Raw genomic sequence first — 20,243 nt, forward strand, 5'->3', positions numbered from 1 at the left:
ATATTCAATGTTTTTTAACTATGAAAATTTATATACTTACGATCCATTAAATCAATACACAAGGAAATAAAATGAATATAGAAAACCTAAAAACTATTAAAAACTTTTTAAAATTTCAGCAAACTGGTCAAACTGATAAGGCAGTTGAGATGATTGATGATGATGCAGCTTGGCATAGCGATAATATTGGTGGCTCTTGGAGTGGCTCTCACTATGGAATAAATGCGATAAAAAGACATTTCAAAAATATCTCTTCTTCTGTTTCGGCATTTAAAAAGACTCCCTTTGACCTAGTTGCAAGTAGTGAGAGTAATTTTGTTTATGAGTATAGTTACTTGGAATGTACCTTCCAACATAATAGTAAGGATTTTGAAACTCACCTTATTTCAATCTATGAAGTTAAGGACAATAAAATCATCTCCTACAGGGTCTTGGAAGATTCAAATACGCTTTATAAAAAATATCATCAAAAATAAGAAAATATCGCAATGAATATAAAAATAAAAACGCTCATATACACATTAGCTTTTCTATCAATATTAACAGCTAATATCTACCTGCCTGCAATCCCAGTATTACAGCATGTTTTTATAACTACAAAATCAAGCATGGGTTTAACTATAAGCTTCTATATGCTCGGTCTTGCTATTGGCATCCCAATATATGGAACTCTTTCAGACTATATTAAAACATCAAAGGTTTTGGCTGTAGGTCTTACACTATACATTGTTGCTAATTTAATAGCCGTTTTTTCGCCAAATATTTCGACTTTTCTTGTAGCTCGTCTTATTCAAGGTATCAGTGCAGCAAGTGCTTTATGTTTATGGCAAGTTTTAGCATTTAGTTATTTCGAGAGACAAGCTTCACACATTATAAGTTCTGGATATATACTTATTGGTTCAATGCCGGCACTAGCTCCTATATTTGGCGGAATAATTTTAACTTTTTCAGCTTGGTATGGAGTTTTCATATTCTTAATTATAATTGCTACTGTATTACTTTTAATCACTATACAGTTGCCTGATGCTCCTACAAATGACCATAGAAAAGATCTAAAAAAATCACAACAACATATAGTTATAACTATACTACAGCAGTTTAAATATCTCTTTTGTGATTTGAAATTCATGGTTTTAGCTTTAACCAGTGCATCAATGTATATCTCAGTATATGTATACTTATCGCAAGTACCTTTTTTACTAACAAAGCTACACTTTACAGTAAATGAATTCAGTTTGTTTTTTGTCCCTATCTCAGTTGCATTTATATTAGGTGGGATAATCTCTAAAAAACTATTAAAAATTAACATCTCATTTAAAACAATTTTTACGCTTTCAGTTAGCTTGTTTGTTATTGCAACTACTATAGTTCTTTCTACTAAAGCTATTGGAATAACTATTTCTGGATGGTTACTAGCGATACCATTTTTTATTTTCACTATCGGCTCAGGTATTGGTGTGCCTAACATAGTTAGCAAAGCTTTATCGCTACACCCTCACAGAAGAGGCTCAGCTGCTTCACTAATTGGTTTACTACAAAACTTGGCAGCGTTTATCTTTAGTGGTTTAGGTGCTTATATGACACAGTATGGCTATAATGGTTTAGTTATCTCATACTTTCTGTTAGCAGGCTTACCTCTCTTTTTGTTTATAGTTTTTATAACCATTACAAAAAATAGTCCAACAGCAAATAATACTTACCAATCAAGGTTATAACACCTATATTGAATTTATTTGATAGTTTTAGAAAGCTCATACTTAAGCTTTAATACTTCCTTTATAAAGTGAAGTGAATATGCTTTAGCTCAAATAAAAAATAGTATATTACTTCTTATAAGTAGTTAGCTATATTATGAAAATGAGTCAATTTAAATAACCTTAAAGTATAGTCTAAAACAAATACTTTTTTCTAAATTAGTTGTTAAAATATATTTTATAGTTGATTGATTAAATAGAATTTATAGTTGCTAAATTTATCGAAAGAAAAACTCGAGTATTTGCTTAAATATTCTCCTGATGGAATTCATATTATAGATTCAGAAGGTAATCTTGCTTTTTACAGTGAGACTTTTATGACTAACCTGGGTTATGAAAATCACGATGAGTTGCTTAATTTTAATGTCCGTGATTGGGATCCTTTCGCAGCAAGTGCGCAGCTTACCTCTATGATTAAATCATTGATTAATACCCCTGACACTTTTATTACGAAACATAAGAAAAAAGATAACTCTACTATAGATGTGGAAATAAGTGCTAAAGGTATCCTTATTAATGGTGAAAAATACTTGTATGCATCTCAACGCATCGTTGATACAGGAAACACAAACCAAGTCGATTTAGTAACTAATTTTTTAGCAAGCGAGGAGACTAAATATAAAACTATTTTAGAGTTAGCTTCTGATGGTGTTTTCATAATGGACTACAATGGTAAGTTGGTTGAATATAGTGAAAAAGCTAAGCAAATGCTAGGCTATTCAACTGATGAAATGCAGAACCTTAGTGTTTATGATTGGGATAAAAATATTGATAAAACAGAATATTCTCAGATCATAGAAGCCCTAAAGCAAGGACCAATAGAGGTTGAGAGAACTCACACTAGAAAAAATAACACTAAATATATAGCCTATATAACAGCCAACCTGATAAATATAGATAATCAAAACTTGCTTTATGCTTCAGCTAGAGATATTACTGAACAAAAAGAAAATGAGCGAACTATTCTTGAGCAAAATGAGCAGTTAGAAGCTATCTTCCAGACAGCATTAGGTGGCATTAGCTTGCTAAGTTTAGATGGAGTGTATGACTTTGTGAACAACAAGTATTGCGATTTTTTAGAATACTCTGACAAAGAACTTCTGGGTAAAAGTACATTCAGTTTTACTGATGAAAAATTTATAGCCGAATATCAGTCTGCTCTTAAAAAAGCGGTTATAGAATCAGTATATGAAAATTTTGAGCACACCTGTTTAACCAAATCTGGTAAAACCAAAAGATTAATGTCATCTATAGCCTTAATGCCTAACAATAAACAGCTACTTATGACAACCATAGATAATACAGATCTTTTTGAAGCAATGACCACTATTAAAAAACAGGCATTTATAGATGACTTAACCAAACTCAACAACAAAAGATCATATAATAATCAAATTAATAAGAATTTAGAAGTATTCGAAAAAACTCAAGAACCTTTTTCGATGATTATTTTTGATATAGATTTTTTCAAAAGGGTTAATGATAATTATGGTCACCTGATAGGGGATAGAGTTTTGGAAGAATTTAGTAAGTTAATAACTTCAAATATTAGAAATATTGACTCTGCATTTAGGATAGGTGGAGAAGAATTTGCATTAATTCTTAAAAATACTTCATTAAAGAATGCTGATATAGTTGCTGAGAAACTAAGAGCTCTTGTGGAGCAGGAATTAAAAGTTATTAAAAATGAAACTATAACGATCAGTGCTGGCGTTACAGAAGTTAAGAGTGGTGACACAGCAGATAAAATCTACAAAAGAGCTGATGATTGCTTATATAAGGCAAAAAATAGAGGCCGAAACTGTGTAGTCTCTATTTAAATAACAAAGTAACCTGCTTTCATAAAAACCTTATGAATAACACATCCACCCTACACACTTATCTTTCATTGAGAGGCTATAAAATATAGAGATAAATTTGTTTGTATCTGTAAAACTATTCTATATATTTATCATAACCTAAAAATGCTGTATTTTTTGGTATAGAAACCTATCTTTAAAAGCTATAATACTCCTCAAACCTTAAATATTTGAGTGAAAATGTCTATATCAATAATAGGAAGTGCTAACCGTGACTTAGTAGTCAAAGTCAGTAAGCTAGCACAGAAAGGCCAAACTATAATCAGTAAAAATTATGATGAATTTTGTGGTGGAAAAGGTGCTAATCAAGCCGTAGCCGCTAAAAGACTCGGTGCTGAAGTAAGTTTTATAGCAAAACTAGGCGATGATAGCTTTGGCAATAGTCTCCTAAACTTCTATAAAAACACAGGTCTAAACACATCCACCATACAAAAAAGCTCTGAATCTAAAACAGGCCTAGCTTTTATAACAGTTGATGATTTTGGTCAAAATATAATCAATGTTGTTATGGGTGCAAATGCTGAAGTCGATAAAGAAATCATTGATACAAACGAACTATGTATACTAGATTCGTCAGTAGTCTTAACACAACTGGAAATACCTTTAAATACTGTTGAGTACTTAGCTGATATGCTAACAGAAAAAAACACATTTATACTAAATCCAGCTCCAGCTCAAACACTTCCAGATAATTTACTAAAAAAAGTAGATATTATAACCCCAAATGAAACTGAAGCATCCATTATAGCTGGGGTAGAAATTACAGATCTAACTTCTGCTAAAACTGCTGCTAATGTTATTCATAAGAAAGGCGTCAACATTGTAATTATTACCATGGGAGAAAGTGGAGCTTTATTGTCGAAGCAAGATGGTACTCAAGAACTCTTCCCCTCTACAAAAGTTGATGTCAAAGATACTACTGCTGCTGGTGATACTTTTAACGGCAGTTTAGCACACTGTCTTGACAAAGGTTTTAGCATTGAGCAAGCCATCAAAATAGCAAATAAAGCATCGGCTCGAGCAGTAACTATTCAAGGAGCAGAAAACTCTGCTCCAACAATTACTGAGTTAAACCAGTTTTTTAATGAAAAAATTATTTAATACCAATCCAATACATATTAGTGTATTTATCACAAAGGAGTTTATATGGTTGCAATACATTCATACGGTGTAGCAGTATTTTTATGCATTATAACAATGTTATGTTGGGGGTCGTGGGCAAATACTCAAAAGCTTTCAAAAAAAGAGTGGTCTTTTCAGCTATTTTACTGGGATTATGCTATTGGTATTTTAATAATCTCATTCGTACTAGCAATAACTGCTGGAAATTTTGGGTCTGAAGGAAGAAGTTTCTTTTCAGATATTTGCTTAGCCTCAGGAGAGAGCTTTTTTTATGCTTTTGCTGGAGGAGTCGTTTTTAACCTTGCTAATATACTTCTAGTTGCAGCTATAGACATAGCAGGCATGTCTGTTGCCTTTCCTTTAGCTATCGGTTTAGCTCTTGTGATTGGTGTTATAGTAAACTATATTGCCCAACCATTAGGCCAACCTATACTATTATCTCTGGGTGTTCTTAGTGTGCTTATAGCTATCGTAATTGATGCTATTATTTATAAACGTATTTCCAACAATAAAAACAATAAAGTGATCAAAGGTATTTTAGTTTCCGTCATCTCAGGAATACTTATGGGTTTCTTCTATCCGCTAGTTATACACGCTATATCTATTGATTTTAGCAACCCCACACCTAGTTTGATGACGCCTTATACTGCTAGCTTCATATTTGCTCTAGGAATATTTTTATCAAACTTTATATTTAATAGTTGGATGATAAAGTTTCCTATTTCAGGAAAGAAATTAAATTTTAGTGATTATTTTAAGCAAGGCAACCTCTGGCTACATACTATAGGGATATTAGGTGGTGTAATATGGGGACTAGGATCATGCCTTAATTTTATAGCTTCTGGCGTTGCTGGACCATCAATATCTTATGGTCTTGGCCAGGGTGCAACGATGATAGCTGCTTTTTGGGGTGTGTTTATTTGGAAAGAATTTGCTTTGGCCCCTAAAGGAACAAATAAATTTATTACATTGATGTTTATCACATATATTATTGGTTTGATATTAATTGTATTAGCTAGAAATATTTAATTAACTAGTTCCACTTCTTGCAAATTAAATCATTAATATCTCCTCTTGTCATACTTTCATAGAGCATGAATATAAGCTTATCTCATGTCCAATATTACCCTCGATTGCTAACATTTGTATATAATAAAGATGCTATTAAGGCTAGAGTTATACTTGTTAATTTTTTCATATTTCCTAACAAAAAAGTGCTGTATAAAAAGTTGTATATTTTTAAGTACTAAGGTAGCTTAGTGTCAAATAGTTGGAGATTGCTAATGATCAATTTAAGAGAAATTATGTTTCAAAATATAAACCTTATTAATATAAATGTGGTGCTTATATCTTTGTTTCTAATATGTTTTACTCAGTCTAGCTTTGCAAAAGAAAGCATCGAAGAAACACCTAAAAAAGATAGTCCCTCTAAATGCACTACTATAAAAATGAAAGGAAATGTTGTTATTGGAGCTGATTCAGCAACAGTTTATACAGATGAGCAAAATAGAACGGTGATTATTCTACCTAAGTCTAATAAAAAACATTTTGTATTGCTGAAGTCTGACTACCAGGAGTGTATCTCTACCCCTATAAGCAAAGATCATAAATAACTCTTACCAAATGAGAATGCTAAAATCGAATTTGCATTTTAATATTCATGGAATTTGCTTTCATCATCCCAAATCTTTGAGATTTCTGCTACATCGTATCTTTTTATCATCGTTTTATCACCAGTTTGATTGTATAACCCTTGATTCTATAGCTTTTTGTAACTGAGCATCAATTATTTGTTGGGAATACCCTTGCTGAATAAAATCATATCAAGGTAAATATTATTAGTAATACTATTTTTTTTCATTATATATAGAGGTTTTGTAGAAAGTTATTTTTATTATAGTCGCGCATATTACTAATGCATAGCTTATATAATGCCTTTAATTCAAATTGATACTATAAAAGAACAACTTCTTAATTACAAGGTTCAACAAAATTAAAATAAAATATAATAAACTGCTTTATTATATTAAATTTCAATGATACTATTTATATATTAAGACTTATTTAATCTAACCAGCAAAAAGGGGTTCATTATGAAAACAATCATAAAATTCATTATAACAGCAATTATTTGTAGTTCAGTTGCTTTTACTGCATATGGTAATAGTAGTTCAAATGGCACAGATAGAACACTTATGATATATAACGACACGAATAAAAACATCTATTTCAAAGCAGCAGCTATAAAATGTATGTACATCCATAGTGATGAAGAAAAAGATTATATCCCAGCAGGTGAGTTTGGTACCTTCAAATTTGAAGAAGAAGCTAGTGGCTATTGTGCTATGAGAGATAAAAGTCTTTATGTCGGACTATATACAGAGAATAATACTGTTGAAACAAAAGCACAGTTAGGAGGGCTTACAATAAAAGCTTATTATAAGGCGATTGGAGCTAATATTAGAAACTGGCTGCCTAAAGAAAATATGAAATTTGATAAATATCCTGGTCATAATAATGCTAGTTATTATGTTTCTGTTTCTGGACACATAAAAAATTATGGAGATCTTGACCCTGTTGATCAAGTAAGATGGGCTACGAAGCTCCCTCCCATCCCACCTTTTAATAAAAGTAATGTAGAGAATTCTAATCCAGATACGATATTGAAATTCATAGAAAATCAAATCAAAGCTTAATACATCCTCAAATCTCTGCAATTTATAGATATTAATCTATTACTTTAAACTGAGTCTTTCTTAAAATTTGCTTTACCTTTCAAATAGTATGTAGCTTTATTTGAGGTTGGACCCACACTCTTGGTTACTTCAAGGATTAAAGAATCTTCATCATCTAACTTATAACTTGTAACATCTTTGGATTCACGATCTAAAAGAAATGTATAATAAGGCATTTCAGCATTTTCTGAAGCTGTAGATTTAGAAACTGTCCAATAAGCATCATTTGTTCCAAAATCACGAGGCTCTACAATCACATCAACATGTATTTTATTGCTACTATCAACTGAAGATCCGTCAAAAATATACATATCAAAATCAGCAGTTCTATTTCTACCACCCCTACAATCAGGCACCACTTCCTTAACCATTTCTACTCTTAATATTAATAGTTTTATTATTTTTTATTAGCAATATTCAAACTACCAATACTGCTAAACATAGACATTAAGAGGATGGATTGCAGCAAAAGTTAAATTAACTATAATATAATTTCATACAAAAGCATACTCGACAGGCTAATCTAATATCTATCTCAGTAAGTCAAACATCTCACCTCTTATCAAACAATTACAAAACAAATACAGCCAATCAATGTATTAGTTTCTCTAAAACCTACCAATCAAACTCTTTACATAAATACTCTTTTACAATAACCTAGTATAAAATACTCTACCAATTTAATAAAAAATGAGTTCTCAGAATATTGACCTAAAAGAATATGGCTTCAAAGTCACGCAACCACGACTAGAGATACTTAAATTATTTAACTCAAATAAGGATAAACATCTGAGTCCTGACGATGTGTTTTCTAAACTCAAGTCTAAAGGAAGCAACACCGGTATTGCGACCGTATATAGAGTCTTAGCACAGTTTGAATCCGTTGGTATAATCAACCGTTTAAAGCTTGAAAATGATCAAGCTATGTATGAGTTAAATCAAGGTGATCATCATGATCATATTATTTGTGTTAAATGTAACAAAATACAAGAGTTCTACAATGATGAAATTGAAGAACTACAAAAACGGATTGTTGAATCAATTGGAGCTGAGATTGTAGATCATAGTCTAAATATATATATTTTTTGCAAAAATTGTCGTAAAGACTAATAAACCAATCTTTTTCTAGCCCCTTCTCCTTCTTCCCATAAACAAATCTCAAACTGATATTTAAGATATTTAAAAAAAGTGCAAAAAAAAGTTGCTTTTCCATTTCATATTTATGATAATGATAATCGGTATCATTATCATAAAGAGATAGAACAAATGCAACGCGAGCAATTTCATAATACAAATGCACCAATAGATATAGATTCTTTAGATTTAATTGGCTTAACAATAAGAGAGATAGGTCTAGGTTTAGAAAAACTTAAAAAGTATACAGCAAATAAACAATTTACTAGGGTAATTTTAAGCTTTTATAGAGAAGGACTTCTAGGAGAGATTAAAATAACTGACGATAATTTATTTTTTTATAGCCAAGAAAGTAAAAGTATACTTCAAACCAGAATAGCCTCTTCTTTCAGTCTTAATAGGGTTCTATTTACAAAGGATATCTACATTATCGATAACGACTCTAAAAATACTCGAGAGATTGATTCCCTTCAAGAATTACTTAATTGGACAAAGACTAATAACCCTCAAATAAGTAAAACTGACTGGGAACAGTTTGAGTTAGAACTCAAGAATTCCTACGAAAATGAATTGTCTATGTATGTATACCGAAACTTTTGGCAAAAACAATTAGCTAACAATATTGTTTCATCAGATCATGACAATCTATGGCATTGGATTTCCAATTCTCTTAATAAAAATGAACAAATTTCATTTTTAGAACAATGGGGAGCTGTTGGTCACATCTATCATCCAGGATCAAAAACAAGGCTAGGTCTCAGTAAATTTGAAAATATACAATACTCCCCAGAATTTCAGGCTGAGGTAGGTATAATTTTTGGTGCTATACATAAAAATATTGCCCATACAGAAATCATGGATAGTTTAGAAACAACTTACCAAGAGTGGGTTATAAATAATTATCCTAATCAGCATAGTATTTGGTGTGATGAGTTAGCTAAAAAAAGCTTAGATAGTGATGACTATTTAATGATCCCAATTCACCCATGGCAAGCTGCGCATATCCTACCAGAAAAACACAAGTGTCTAATGAATTGCCAACAATTACTAATCATAGATAACTGTAAATATACTACAAAGCCAAGTATGTCTTTTAGAACTATGCTTCCTACTTCCAGCAAAGATGGCTTAATTGAACCTCATATAAAGCTGCCAGTAGCTATTCACGCAACAAGTGTTATGAGAACTGTCTCTCCTGAATCTGTTAAAACAGGCCCTCGAGTAAGTAGAATTCTTTTAGATATATTAGACAAAGAGCCTCAAATAGCTAAAAGCATGAACATACTTGCTGATACTGTGGGCATACATACTGAAAAAGCTTGCAGAAAGGATGACATCAGACAACTTTCAGCAATATTTAGGGAAAACCCTGAAAAATATCTAAATACTAACGAAATTGCTTCTCCTCTAGCAAGCTTATTTGTGAAAACTCCAAATAGCCAACCTCTAATATGCGATATTTTGGATTTAATAGACTATAAAAGCTCTATAGAAATTTTAGAATACTTTAGAGCTTATGCAAAAATAACGCTAACTACATGCCTAGATTTATATCTTCTATACGGTATTGCTTTAGAAGCTCATCAACAAAATACTCTAGTTGTTTTTGAAAACAATTTTCCTAAAAAGCTTATGATTAGAGATTTAGGAGGGATGCGACTTCATACTCCAAGTATAAAAGCTGCCGGCATAGAGCTTCCAAAAGACACTTTCTCACTGACATTCACAGACTCTCAGTCTATAACAAGAAGAAAATTAATACATGCTTGCTTACAGAGCAACCTTGGTGAGCTAATACTTCAGCTAAGCTCTCATTACAAAATAAATGAAGAAGATTTTTGGCTTATCGTAAGGCAAGAAATTGAAGATCGTTTTATAGCTTTAAAAGACAGAATGAGTGTTAAAAAATATAACAAAGAGTTCTCTGAAATACTTGAAAAACCTTGGTCTATGAAAGCTTTGACAAGAATGCGTTTGAATGACAGGCTTGACTGCGACAAAGATGATATGCAGGGAGATATATATGTTAACTTAGAAAATCCTCTAAAAACTAGCTATGTGTAATACAGTAAAAACTCAGATTATATTGCTATGCTGCTGTCAGCTTGTTGTAATAGCTGCAATGGAAATGAGCAACCCTTTCCTACCAATATACTTACATTCACTTAGTAACTTTGGTCTGCTTTCAGCGAACACTTGGAGCATCCTAGCATACGCACTACCTCTTATATCAGCGATAATCTCTTCTCCTTTTTGGGGCAAATACGGCGATAGATTCGGCTATAAAACTATGATTCTAAGAGCTGCTGGTGCTTTAGCTATTATTCAATTATTAATATACCTTACAGATAGCGTTGTGATTTTTATAACTCTACGCTTCATCCAAGGTGCAATAGCTGGTTTTTTACTCGCCTCGCAAAGTTATGCTGTGGTATTAGTTTCAAAAGAATATAGAAGTAGAGTCTTAGCATGGTTACAATCATCTACAGCTATAGGTATAGCAATAGGTCCATTAATTGGTGGGGTTTTTGCTAGCATTTTCAGTTATAACACAATCTTTCTAATCAGTGCTCTTGCAGCAACTCTAACATTTACAGTGCTATGCTTGAAATTAAAAAAAGTAAACTCTCACTTTGAACCAAAAAAACATAAAAACATACATTCAAAACAATCAAAGAGAAATACTTCTGCTTATTTTTATTTTTCTGTTATTTTTCTAAGTATATTTCTAGCTCAAACAGCGAAATTTTTACCTCAATCTTTCTTTGCTGTTTATGCAGAAAATTTCTTCAATTCAAGTCCCATAGTTATTGGTGCTATATACGCTGCACCTGCTTTTAGTTTGCTTCTAATATCTGCTCCGTTAGGACTTATGTTTGACAAACTACTTAAAAAAATTGATAAGCAATACTTCTTTGCTAGCGGTTATTTTATAACTTTATTTATGCTAGCAGCTATCGCAATAAGCATACATGCCACTACCCACAACATTTATCTTATAATCATTGCACGCCTTATATTAGGAGCCTCTTTTGCAGGGACACTACCTTGTCTATTTAGCCTAGCTTGTCGTGCTAAAGATGCTGGTTTTGGACACTTAATTGGGTACTGTAACACCTTCTCTAAATTTGGAAATTTATCCGGTATTTTCTTGGGTGGAATGATATTTCAACTATGTAATATGCAGACTGTATTTTATCTAACTTCGTTTATTTATCTACTCTTAGTAATTATGTACGCATGTTTATTTTATCTTTTTGACCAACAAAAATTGAATTTAAATAATAAGGAAATTAGCCAGTGTCTAAACTAGAAACTTCAAATAGTATCTTTAAAGATCTTTCTAAAAACAAAATAGAAGAAATAACTCATTTATATGGATCTCCATGTTTTATAGTTAGTGAAAAAGCTCTTTTAGATAGGGCTAAATTATTTAAAAAAACAATTACAAACCACTATCAAAATAGTATCGCCGCGTATTCTGTAAAGACTCAGTCACTACCAGGTATCATCAATATATTTTGCAAAAATGGTTTTGTTCCAGAAGTGGTATCTAGTGATGAATTTGAGCTTATAGAAAAACTAAATCTCAATAATAGCAATATTATTTTCAATGGACCGTATAAGACAGATGAGTCGCTAACAAAAGCTATATTATCAAACAGTATTATCAACTGTGATCATTTTGGCGAGATATTACGTATTGCTGAAATTGCCAAAAAACTCAAAACTAAGGTAAATATTGGTATAAGAATATGTGATAACACAACTACTAAAAACTGGTCACGATTTGGTTTTCCTCTGACAAATACGCAGAGTCATGATAATGAGATACTCAAAACCATTGATAAAATAAAAAACATTCCTGAATTAAACTTCTCTGGCATACATTGTCATATTGGTACAAATATTCGCGATCTATCTCGCTTTGAAGCAATGTCTCAAAATATTGCAAAACTAGCTGAAACTATTCTTGTCAAATATAACCAAACATTAGATTGGATAGATTTTGGCGGAGGATTAGCTGGTATAAGCCCTAGATTAGATGATACTCAAATAGAACCTTACCACCCTTTTGATCTTGAGATTTATGCAAGCACTGTAATTAATCCACTTAAAGAATACCTAGCAAAAACAAACAATAAAACAAAGCTAATCTTTGAACTAGGCAGAAGCTTAGTTGACTACTCTACTGCATTAATTACTTCAGTTGTAGGAGTAAGAGAACAAAATAATAAATATCAAACACTAATAACAAATGCTGGTATACATATAGCTCCAACAACATCTGTTTATAGGCACCCTGTATACCATACTAAACCAACTGATTTGCCTAATAAAAAAACTCTACTACTAGGACCTAGTTGCATGCAACATGATTTATTATCTGAAACTTATTTACCACATCTTGAGTATGGCGATCATGTTTTAGTTGATGGCTTAGGAGCTTACAACATTTCAAGAAATAATGAGTTCATACACTTAAAACCTAGTGTAATTTTAGTAAAAAAAGATAATCAATACGAAATACTCAGAGCAAAACAAACACATTAAAAATAGGTTAGAAAATGAATTTAGATAATAAAAATATAAGACATATCCCTTTACTGGTTCTATCGACATGGTTTCTTGGCAATATGGGAGTACATTTTTTACTACCTCTACTTCCGATTATGACAAAAGATTTAGATACATCTGTAAGGCTTACACAGTATGTTATTGCTTTTTTCTTAGCAGGAAAAGCTTTAGGAATGATAATCTACGGCCCTTTATCAGAGGTCTATGGTCGACGCAAATTTATGTTAATAGGGCTTCTACTTTATATTATAAGTAGTTTTTGTTGTATATTTGCTAGTGACATAACATGGCTGATATTTTTCCGCTTTATCCAAGGTCTTGGGGTAAGTGCTACGATACTCATGGGGCGAATAATTATCAATGATTCTTACCCTAATGACAAGGCTGCAAATGTTTTTGGTTATCTATTTGCCTTAGCTGCGATAATTATTGCTTTCTTACCAACTCTAGGTGGAGTTATAGCAACTTTTAAAAACTGGCATTTTGCTTTTATAGTAATGTGTATTTACAGCAGTTTTATTTTCTTGATAATGTTTAAATACTTACCTGAAACGCAAAAAGCTGATTTTCGAAAAAAATTGTCTTTCAAAGGGATTTTAAGAGATTATTCTACCGTATTCAGGCACCCCGTTTTCTTCGGCTACTTAATGTGTACGGGCTTAATGGTCGCTGGTGAAACAGCATTCAATACAAGTGCTGCATTTTTGATGATTAAAACCTACGGTATACCAACAAAAACTTTTGGAATAATGATGTCCAGTCTCTTAGTAGCTCATCTGTTAGGTGCTGTTATATGTGGTCGCTATGTTGTCAGAAAAGGAATTTCTAATCTAACAGGTGTAGGTGTAGTAATTTTAGTATTAGCAGCTGTATTTTTATTAGCTACAACTATGCTTAAAGTTGATGGGCCATACCTAACAATATCTGCAATGTTTGTTTATTTTCTTGGAACAGGGTTTATTATGACAACTGCTGCTGTAGGTGTAGTCTCACCATTCCCAAAAATGATCGGCACAGCAATGGCTTTTGCACTATCTCTAGAGTTTTTGTTATCTTCACTAAGTAGTTTTATAACGAGCCATTTAGCAATAACATCTCTATACCCAATCTCATTACTAATAACTATTTTGAGTATTATATCCTTTGGAATGTGGTTATTTTATATAAAAAGAAATAAATAAGTATTTTCGCAACAAATAGTATTGATAATCATTATCATTAAATGTATTATCCACAAATAATAATTTCTTCCCTCAATAATATCTATGTCTAATAAGCTTAAAGCATTATCCTTGGGTGTCTTAGTACAGCTATTACTCCCTTCTGTAGGATTTTCTATTGAGCAACAATCTCCCAATAAAAATTTAAATGATTTTGATAATTTAAAAACTATAAAAGCGCTAGAAATAAAAATAAAAGATATCCAATCCGAAATAAATAAGCTACAACATGACGATGAAAAAGCTAAAAATTCTTTAACATTTTCAACATATAAATCAAGAATAGATAGTTCAAATCTAATATCTGATGCTCACAGAAACACAGCTTTTGACATATTAACAAATGTTAACACAGATAATTCAATTATCAATCTAGGTAAAAGTGGTTTATTCAATAAAAATAGAGGTGTAGATGTTGCTAACATCCCTGCTATTACAACTATGGGAGAGATAACATTCCTAGGAGCATTCTCCGGAAATAACCGAATCCCAATAGGAATGATTTCAAGCAATCTTTTTGCATCAACCCTTATTGGTCAACGATATAAGTTTGATAATCATTCTATAGTGTTTGGTGCCAGAATTGGGGCAAATACTCAAGCATGGTCTGGAAGTAACGGTATAACAAATGGTACAACAACTTTACCTGGAAATGGTCAAAACATCTACCTTACAGCTGCAAACCTGTATTTTGTATCTAATTTAGGACACTATGTAACAGCTCAGTTTGATTTTAGTACAACTGAATTAAATAACTTCTCTCTCGGAAATGCTTTAGTAATTATAGGAAACTTAGATACTTCTCCATTTTTCTTTACAGTTGGTAAAAATAAACTATCTATTGGAGCGTTTGGTGGTGGTGGAACATGGACGGGTGGTATGACTAAATTTCTTGCTGCAGGGAATGTCACCAACGTCTCATTCAACTATAAAAATGATGTTTTAAACACAAACATTGCTGTATTTGGTAGTGATGACAATAGGTTAAACTTTTCAGCCGGATTATTTTATGCAGAAAAATGGAGTGAGAATCTAGCTGTCGGCTTTAACACTGGCTATGTCTACAACCTTGCTGAGGCTGGTAATTCATCTCTAAACAAGTTCCTTAAATCACAATCAAAAAGTGGAGATACTATCGGTAGTTTAGATATAAACACTAATCTTACATATACAGTTGGCGGTGGTTTTCTAAATATAGGAGCTGGCTGGGCATCTACTACAAATAAGAAAGATTTCGACGATACTGGCTCTAATGTCTTAGCTGGAGGATGGTACGCTGCAACCAATTACTCCTTCGTACTTAAAGGAAGGAAGACAAACTTTGGTACTTCTTATGGCCAATCTTATAATGCTTCTAATATACCAATGCCTATATCTGCATCCCCTCTTTCTCTAGGAAGATCTACCACCGGCGTAAAGCAACAGTTTATACTATCATCACAACGCGCTTACTTTGATAACAATGTCCTTGTTGGTCCAGAATATGTATACCAAGAACTATATGATCATAAGCATATGAATACAGTCACTCTAAATATGAATGTATACATATAGTCCTGTTAGAAAATATAAATTGTCTTTAGCATCACAATTTTGTTGTATATTTTCAACTCAATATTAGCGATAATATAAACAAACAATATTTAAAGAAGTTTCAATGTCTAAATTAAATGCTTACTTTGGCGAATACGGTGGCCAATTTGTGCCGCAAATCCTTGTACCTGCTCTAAACCAGCTTGAAGAAGAGTTTATCAAAGCTCAACAAGATGAATCTTTTAAAAGAGAGTTTTCTGAGCTTCTAACAGAGTACGCTGGTCGTCCAACAGCTCTTACACTTACTCGAAATTTAGTTAAAGAAACTAAAACAAAACTCTACTTAAAACGTGAAGATCTATTGCACGGTGGTGCTCACAAGACTAATCAAGTACTTGGCCAAGCTCTACTTGCAAAACGAATGGGGAAAAAAGAAATCATCGCAGAAACAGGTGCTGGTCAGCATGGTGTAGCTACAGCTTTAGCTTGTGCTTTGCTTGATCTTAAATGTAAAGTTTACATGGGTGCAAAAGATGTCGAGCGACAAAACCCCAATGTATTTAGAATGAAGCTTATGGGTGCAGAAGTTATCCCTGTACATAGTGGCTCAGCTACTCTTAAGGATGCTTGTAATGAAGCTCTTAGAGACTGGTCAGCTAACTATGCTAAAGCTCATTACTTGCTTGGTACAGCTGCTGGACCTCATCCATTCCCAACTATCGTTAGAGAATTTCAAAAGATGATAGGTGAAGAAACTAAAAAGCAAATATTAGCAAAAGAAGGTAAGCTACCTGATGCTGTGATTGCTTGTGTTGGTGGTGGTTCAAACGCTATTGGGATGTTTGCTGATTTTATTGATGAAAAAGATGTCAAACTAATAGGTGTAGAGCCTGCTGGTAAGGGTATTGATACTACCGAGCATGGAGCTCCATTAAGACACGGTAGGACAGGTATATTTTTTGGGATGAAAGCTCCCCTTATGCAAGATACTCACGGTCAGATAGAAGAATCATACTCTATATCTGCAGGTTTGGATTTTCCATCAGTTGGGCCACAACACGCTCATTTACAGTCTATTGGTCGTGCAGAATATGTATCTGCTACAGATGATGAAGCACTCGATGCTTTTAAGCTACTATGCAGAAAAGAAGGGATTATCCCAGCGTTAGAATCAGCTCATGCGTTAGCTTATGCTGTCAAATTGGCTAATGAAAATCCACAAAAAGAACAGGTTTTAGTAGTAAATTTATCTGGTCGAGGAGATAAAGATATATTTACAGTTCACGATGTACTAAAGCAAAAAGGAGAAATATAATGGATAGATATACAAACCTTTTTGATAGATTAGAAGCTAAAAATGAAGGTGCTTTTGTACCATTTGTAACTATTGGCGACCCTAATAAACAAACATCTCTAAAAATCATAGATACACTTGTACAAGCCGGAGCTGATGCGTTAGAGCTTGGTATCCCATTTTCTGACCCTCTAGCTGATGGTCCTACTATTCAAGCTGCGAATATTCGTGCATTAGATAGTGGTATGACACCGGATGATTGTTTTGATATATTGCGTGAGATTAGAGCTAAGTACCCGAATACACCAATAGGCTTGTTGCTGTATGCAAACCTTGTTTATGCTAATGGTATTGAGAATTTTTATACAAAATGTAAAGATGCAGGTGTTGATTCTATCCTAATTGCAGATGTACCAGTCCATGAGTCAAAAGACTTCTTAGAAGTAGCTGAGAAGACCGGGATACAACAGATATTCATAGCTCCACCTGATGCTACTGATGAGCTTTTACAGTCAATCTCAAAGCTTGGTAGTGGTTACACTTATCTTCTCTCAAGAGTTGGTGTGACAGGCGCTGAAACTGCAGCAAACTTACCAGTAGAAACTGTACTAGCTAAACTCAAAGAGTACAATGCTCCTAAGCCAATTTTAGGGTTTGGTATATCTACTCCAGAGCAAGTCACAGAAGCTATAAAAGCAGGTGCAAGTGGTGCTATATCTGGTTCGGCAACTGTGAAGATTATTGAGAATAATTTGAGTGATGAGCAGACTATGCTTGATGAGTTGAGCAGGTTTGTTGAGAGTATGAAGATTGGGGCAAAGTAATGCATTATTATAATATTCAATGGTTGAGGAGTGTTTATGCCTATAGAGTTAAATAAAACATTAGTTGTGGCCATATCAGCAACAGCACTATTTAATCTTTCAGAATCTACTAAAATTTTTGATGAAAAATCAAAATCAGATCCTGAATCTGCGATAGATGAGTATCGAAAACATATGCTTGAAAAGGAGGATGATGAACTTGAAGACGGTACTGGAATGCCACTTGTAAAAGCATTGTTGAATTTAAATGAGAATTTAAATGATGGAGATAATCCAATTGTAGAGGTTGTAATTATTTCAAGAAATAGTCCAGAAACTGGATTTAGAGTTTTAAAAGAAATTCGTAGAAGAAACCTACCTATAACTCGCTCTGCTTTTATAGCTGGTGAAAAAAGTTCAATTTATCTTGATGCTTTTTATGTTGATTTATTTTTGACTACAAATGAAGAAGATGCTCAAGATGTAATTGATAGTAAAGTTTGTGCTTCAGCATTAGTAAAAGCACCACCAAAGTGTGTAAAACCTCTCGATGATAAGCAGGTTCGTTTTGCATTTGATGCCGATGCTGTTTTATTTAATGAAACGAGTGAAATAATTAACCAAACTAAAGGCTTGAAAGAGTTTTGGTCAAATGAAGACGAAAATCAAAACATCCCTCTTCCTGAAGAACCGTATGCAAATTTATTAAAAAAACTATCAAAAATTCAAGAACGATTACCTGGGTGTGTAGAGTATTCACCTGTTAAGTTAGCTATAATGACAGCACGAAATAGTCCGGCTGAGATGAGAGTTATAAAAACGCTTAGAGCATGGAATGTATATATGGATCAAGCATTTTTTCTTGGAGGACTCCAAAAAAGTCGTTTTTTAAAAGCATTTAAACCACACATTTTCTTTGATGATCAAGATTCACATCTCGAACCTGCTGCACTAGATGTGCCGTGTGCAAAAGTTCTGTATCCTAGCCACTCACCTTTAAATGAAATAATTAGAAATAAAACTGATAAGAGACAAATTAAAGAAATTAAGTCAGAAATAGTAAGTGAACAATTGCCCTTAACAAACCAATAAATTTGACTAAAGATCCATGACCAAAATAAACCTCACAAAACAACAAACCGATCAAATCGTAGCTAAGATAAAGACCTATTTCACTACAGAACTAAACCAAAAAATCGGCGGTTTTGAAGCTGAATTTCTTATGGAGTTTTTTGCAAAAGAAATAGGGCCACATTTTTATAATAGTGGTCTAAATGATGCTAAGAAAGTTTTTGAACAACAGCTAGAAGAAGCTGGTTATATGGTTGATGAGTTAGAGAAATCAACTAACTAAATTAGCGTATCTATCCAGTTAGAATAAAAATTAACTCTATCATCTTTCCAAGAGTATTTGATGTTTACATAATTATTTTTACTCTGATAATAATTATATGGAGGGTTGGTTTTTTTATAACTCAAGTCTCTTACAAACTCAGCTTCTAATGTTTTCTCTGTATATTCAAGGTGATTAAACATATAGATAATATTGGAATTATTTTTATCTACTAAGCAGTCTAACCCATCAATTTCTGATGATAAAATTCTATCAGTATATTTAAGAGCTTCGATTGAGTTTACTTTTGTTTGTCTTGATATACATGCTTTCATTTCCGTTTTGTTGAAGTTTTTAAACAAAGGGTGTTTGTTATCTATTATTTTATGCTCATAAACACCAAATAATTTCTTATCTAAACAACACTTATCTACCGCATACAAATAGTGTAAAGCAGCTTGAGCCGCCCAACATATAAGCATTAGATGGAGATTATACTCTATGCTTTTGGCAATAATTTTGCATACTTCCGGATAAAAATCGACTTCATTGAAATCGAGCAGTTCAACTGGTGCTCCAGTTATAACTATTCCATCAAGTTCATTAAAATCATACTTTTCCCAGTTAGAATAATTTTGATCTATATACCTTTTATCGACCTTAGAACTAGGCCTAATTAATGAGTTAAAAAAGACAACTTCTACAGAGCTGTTTTTATTCTGGGATAAGAGATCTTGCCATTGATACTCCGTCTCTTGTACTGTTGGCATAAGGTTTAATACTGCTATTCTTAGAGTATGTTTATCTATTCCAGATTTATCATTAATTAGTACAGAAGAATTTTTTGAGTAATCTCTATTTATTTCCATACCTCCTCC

The 20,243-nt window shown here is 32.7% G+C and carries 19 protein-coding genes; 17 read left to right on the top strand and 2 right to left on the bottom strand.

All coding sequences use genetic code 11. The annotated features are described in order from the left end of the window. Positions 1-71: 71 nt before the first annotated feature. The 7 genes from CDH04_RS09450 to CDH04_RS09480 all read left to right on the top strand — a co-directional run bounded on the left by CDH04_RS09450 (position 72) and on the right by CDH04_RS09480 (position 7,431). Positions 72-476, top strand: coding sequence for a nuclear transport factor 2 family protein (locus CDH04_RS09450; RefSeq protein ID WP_112870777.1), 405 nt, complete (start codon positions 72-74; stop codon positions 474-476). A 12-nt stretch (positions 477-488) separates the two neighbouring features. After that, complete coding sequence (locus tag CDH04_RS09455) at positions 489-1,715, top strand: MFS transporter (protein WP_112870778.1); 1,227 nt, start codon at positions 489-491, stop codon at positions 1,713-1,715. Positions 1,716-1,963: 248 nt separating this feature from the next. After that, the gene (locus tag CDH04_RS09460; RefSeq protein WP_112870779.1) at positions 1,964-3,574 is read left to right on the top strand and encodes a diguanylate cyclase; all 1,611 of its coding nucleotides are present in this window, start codon (positions 1,964-1,966) and stop codon (positions 3,572-3,574) included. A gap of 219 nt (positions 3,575-3,793) precedes the next feature. After that, a complete protein-coding gene (gene rbsK, locus CDH04_RS09465) occupies positions 3,794-4,714 on the top strand; it encodes a ribokinase (RefSeq protein ID WP_112870780.1) in 921 nt (306 codons plus the stop codon). Positions 4,715-4,759: 45 nt separating this feature from the next. After that, complete coding sequence (locus tag CDH04_RS09470; protein ID WP_112870781.1) at positions 4,760-5,764, top strand: multidrug DMT transporter permease; 1,005 nt, start codon at positions 4,760-4,762, stop codon at positions 5,762-5,764. A 254-nt stretch (positions 5,765-6,018) separates the two neighbouring features. Further along, positions 6,019-6,348 (top strand): hypothetical protein, encoded by a 330-nt coding sequence (locus tag CDH04_RS09475; RefSeq protein WP_162699237.1) that lies wholly within the window; start codon positions 6,019-6,021, stop codon positions 6,346-6,348. 480 nt (positions 6,349-6,828) lie between these two features. After that, positions 6,829-7,431 (top strand): hypothetical protein, encoded by a 603-nt coding sequence (locus CDH04_RS09480; RefSeq protein WP_112870783.1) that lies wholly within the window; start codon positions 6,829-6,831, stop codon positions 7,429-7,431. 44 nt (positions 7,432-7,475) lie between these two features. Here the strand turns inward: CDH04_RS09480 and CDH04_RS09485 are convergent, their stop codons facing one another. Then, positions 7,476-7,841 carry a hypothetical protein gene (locus tag CDH04_RS09485; protein ID WP_112870784.1) on the bottom strand — a complete coding sequence of 122 codons (366 nt, stop codon included), beginning with the start codon at positions 7,839-7,841 and terminating at the stop codon, positions 7,476-7,478. Positions 7,842-8,160: 319 nt separating this feature from the next. Between CDH04_RS09485 and CDH04_RS09490 the strand changes: the two genes are divergently transcribed. The 10 genes from CDH04_RS09490 to CDH04_RS09535 all read left to right on the top strand — a co-directional run bounded on the left by CDH04_RS09490 (position 8,161) and on the right by CDH04_RS09535 (position 19,386). After that, positions 8,161-8,580, top strand: a complete 420-nt coding sequence (locus tag CDH04_RS09490; RefSeq protein ID WP_112870785.1) for a Fur family transcriptional regulator — start codon at positions 8,161-8,163, stop codon at positions 8,578-8,580. Positions 8,581-8,736: 156 nt separating this feature from the next. Beyond that, the gene (gene fslA / locus CDH04_RS09495) at positions 8,737-10,668 is read left to right on the top strand and encodes a rhizoferrin biosynthesis protein FslA (RefSeq protein WP_112870948.1); all 1,932 of its coding nucleotides are present in this window, start codon (positions 8,737-8,739) and stop codon (positions 10,666-10,668) included. Further along, the gene (gene fslB / locus CDH04_RS09500) at positions 10,661-11,917 is read left to right on the top strand and encodes a rhizoferrin export MFS transporter FslB (RefSeq protein ID WP_112870786.1); all 1,257 of its coding nucleotides are present in this window, start codon (positions 10,661-10,663) and stop codon (positions 11,915-11,917) included. Before fslA ends, fslB begins: the two co-directional genes overlap by 8 nt. Next, entirely contained in the window at positions 11,905-13,158 is a 1,254-nt protein-coding gene (gene fslC / locus CDH04_RS09505; protein WP_112870787.1) for a rhizoferrin biosystnesis N-citrylornithine decarboxylase FslC, read from the top strand. Before fslB ends, fslC begins: the two co-directional genes overlap by 13 nt. Before the next feature lie 14 nt (positions 13,159-13,172). Continuing rightward, entirely contained in the window at positions 13,173-14,363 is a 1,191-nt protein-coding gene (gene fslD, locus CDH04_RS09510) for a rhizoferrin import MFS transporter FslD (RefSeq protein WP_112870788.1), read from the top strand. A gap of 84 nt (positions 14,364-14,447) precedes the next feature. Beyond that, positions 14,448-15,956 carry a rhizoferrin import outer membrane protein FslE gene (fslE, locus tag CDH04_RS09515; protein WP_112870789.1) on the top strand — a complete coding sequence of 503 codons (1,509 nt, stop codon included), beginning with the start codon at positions 14,448-14,450 and terminating at the stop codon, positions 15,954-15,956. Between the two features lie 103 nt (positions 15,957-16,059). Continuing rightward, positions 16,060-17,250 (top strand): tryptophan synthase subunit beta, encoded by a 1,191-nt coding sequence (trpB, locus tag CDH04_RS09520; protein ID WP_112870790.1) that lies wholly within the window; start codon positions 16,060-16,062, stop codon positions 17,248-17,250. Continuing rightward, positions 17,247-18,053: a tryptophan synthase subunit alpha gene (gene trpA / locus CDH04_RS09525; RefSeq protein WP_112870791.1), complete on the top strand. Its 807-nt coding sequence runs from the start codon at positions 17,247-17,249 to the stop codon at positions 18,051-18,053. The genes trpB and trpA overlap by 4 nt, the downstream gene beginning before the upstream one ends. Before the next feature lie 36 nt (positions 18,054-18,089). Next, positions 18,090-19,124 carry a 5'-nucleotidase gene (locus CDH04_RS09530; RefSeq protein ID WP_112870792.1) on the top strand — a complete coding sequence of 345 codons (1,035 nt, stop codon included), beginning with the start codon at positions 18,090-18,092 and terminating at the stop codon, positions 19,122-19,124. A 16-nt stretch (positions 19,125-19,140) separates the two neighbouring features. Further along, on the top strand, positions 19,141-19,386 hold the full coding sequence (locus tag CDH04_RS09535; RefSeq protein WP_112870793.1) for a DUF2164 domain-containing protein: 246 nt from the start codon (positions 19,141-19,143) through the stop codon (positions 19,384-19,386). On the opposite strand, the gene CDH04_RS09540 is transcribed toward CDH04_RS09535, so the two are convergent. Then, positions 19,383-20,234, bottom strand: a complete 852-nt coding sequence (locus CDH04_RS09540; protein ID WP_112870794.1) for a homoserine O-acetyltransferase/O-succinyltransferase family protein — start codon at positions 20,232-20,234, stop codon at positions 19,383-19,385. The two genes, CDH04_RS09535 and CDH04_RS09540, sit on opposite strands and share 4 nt — an antisense overlap. Positions 20,235-20,243 lie beyond the last annotated feature (9 nt).

Source organism: Francisella adeliensis, assembly GCF_003290445.1.
GTDB lineage: Bacteria > Pseudomonadota > Gammaproteobacteria > Francisellales > Francisellaceae > Francisella > Francisella adeliensis.

Coding starts and splice junctions, on each gene's coding strand:
- CDH04_RS09475 (WP_162699237.1), top strand. CDS start 6,019: ATGATCAATTTAAGAGAAATTATGTTTCAAAATATAAACCTTATTAAT.
- fslB (WP_112870786.1), top strand. CDS start 10,661: ATGTGTAATACAGTAAAAACTCAGATTATATTGCTATGCTGCTGTCAG.
- CDH04_RS09485 (WP_112870784.1), bottom strand. CDS start 7,841: ATGGTTAAGGAAGTGGTGCCTGATTGTAGGGGTGGTAGAAATAGAACT.
- CDH04_RS09470 (WP_112870781.1), top strand. CDS start 4,760: ATGGTTGCAATACATTCATACGGTGTAGCAGTATTTTTATGCATTATA.
- CDH04_RS09480 (WP_112870783.1), top strand. CDS start 6,829: ATGAAAACAATCATAAAATTCATTATAACAGCAATTATTTGTAGTTCA.
- fslA (WP_112870948.1), top strand. CDS start 8,737: ATGCAACGCGAGCAATTTCATAATACAAATGCACCAATAGATATAGAT.
- CDH04_RS09490 (WP_112870785.1), top strand. CDS start 8,161: ATGAGTTCTCAGAATATTGACCTAAAAGAATATGGCTTCAAAGTCACG.
- fslD (WP_112870788.1), top strand. CDS start 13,173: ATGAATTTAGATAATAAAAATATAAGACATATCCCTTTACTGGTTCTA.
- fslE (WP_112870789.1), top strand. CDS start 14,448: ATGTCTAATAAGCTTAAAGCATTATCCTTGGGTGTCTTAGTACAGCTA.
- CDH04_RS09535 (WP_112870793.1), top strand. CDS start 19,141: ATGACCAAAATAAACCTCACAAAACAACAAACCGATCAAATCGTAGCT.
- CDH04_RS09450 (WP_112870777.1), top strand. CDS start 72: ATGAATATAGAAAACCTAAAAACTATTAAAAACTTTTTAAAATTTCAG.
- trpB (WP_112870790.1), top strand. CDS start 16,060: ATGTCTAAATTAAATGCTTACTTTGGCGAATACGGTGGCCAATTTGTG.
- CDH04_RS09530 (WP_112870792.1), top strand. CDS start 18,090: ATGCCTATAGAGTTAAATAAAACATTAGTTGTGGCCATATCAGCAACA.
- rbsK (WP_112870780.1), top strand. CDS start 3,794: ATGTCTATATCAATAATAGGAAGTGCTAACCGTGACTTAGTAGTCAAA.
- CDH04_RS09455 (WP_112870778.1), top strand. CDS start 489: ATGAATATAAAAATAAAAACGCTCATATACACATTAGCTTTTCTATCA.
- CDH04_RS09540 (WP_112870794.1), bottom strand. CDS start 20,234: ATGGAAATAAATAGAGATTACTCAAAAAATTCTTCTGTACTAATTAAT.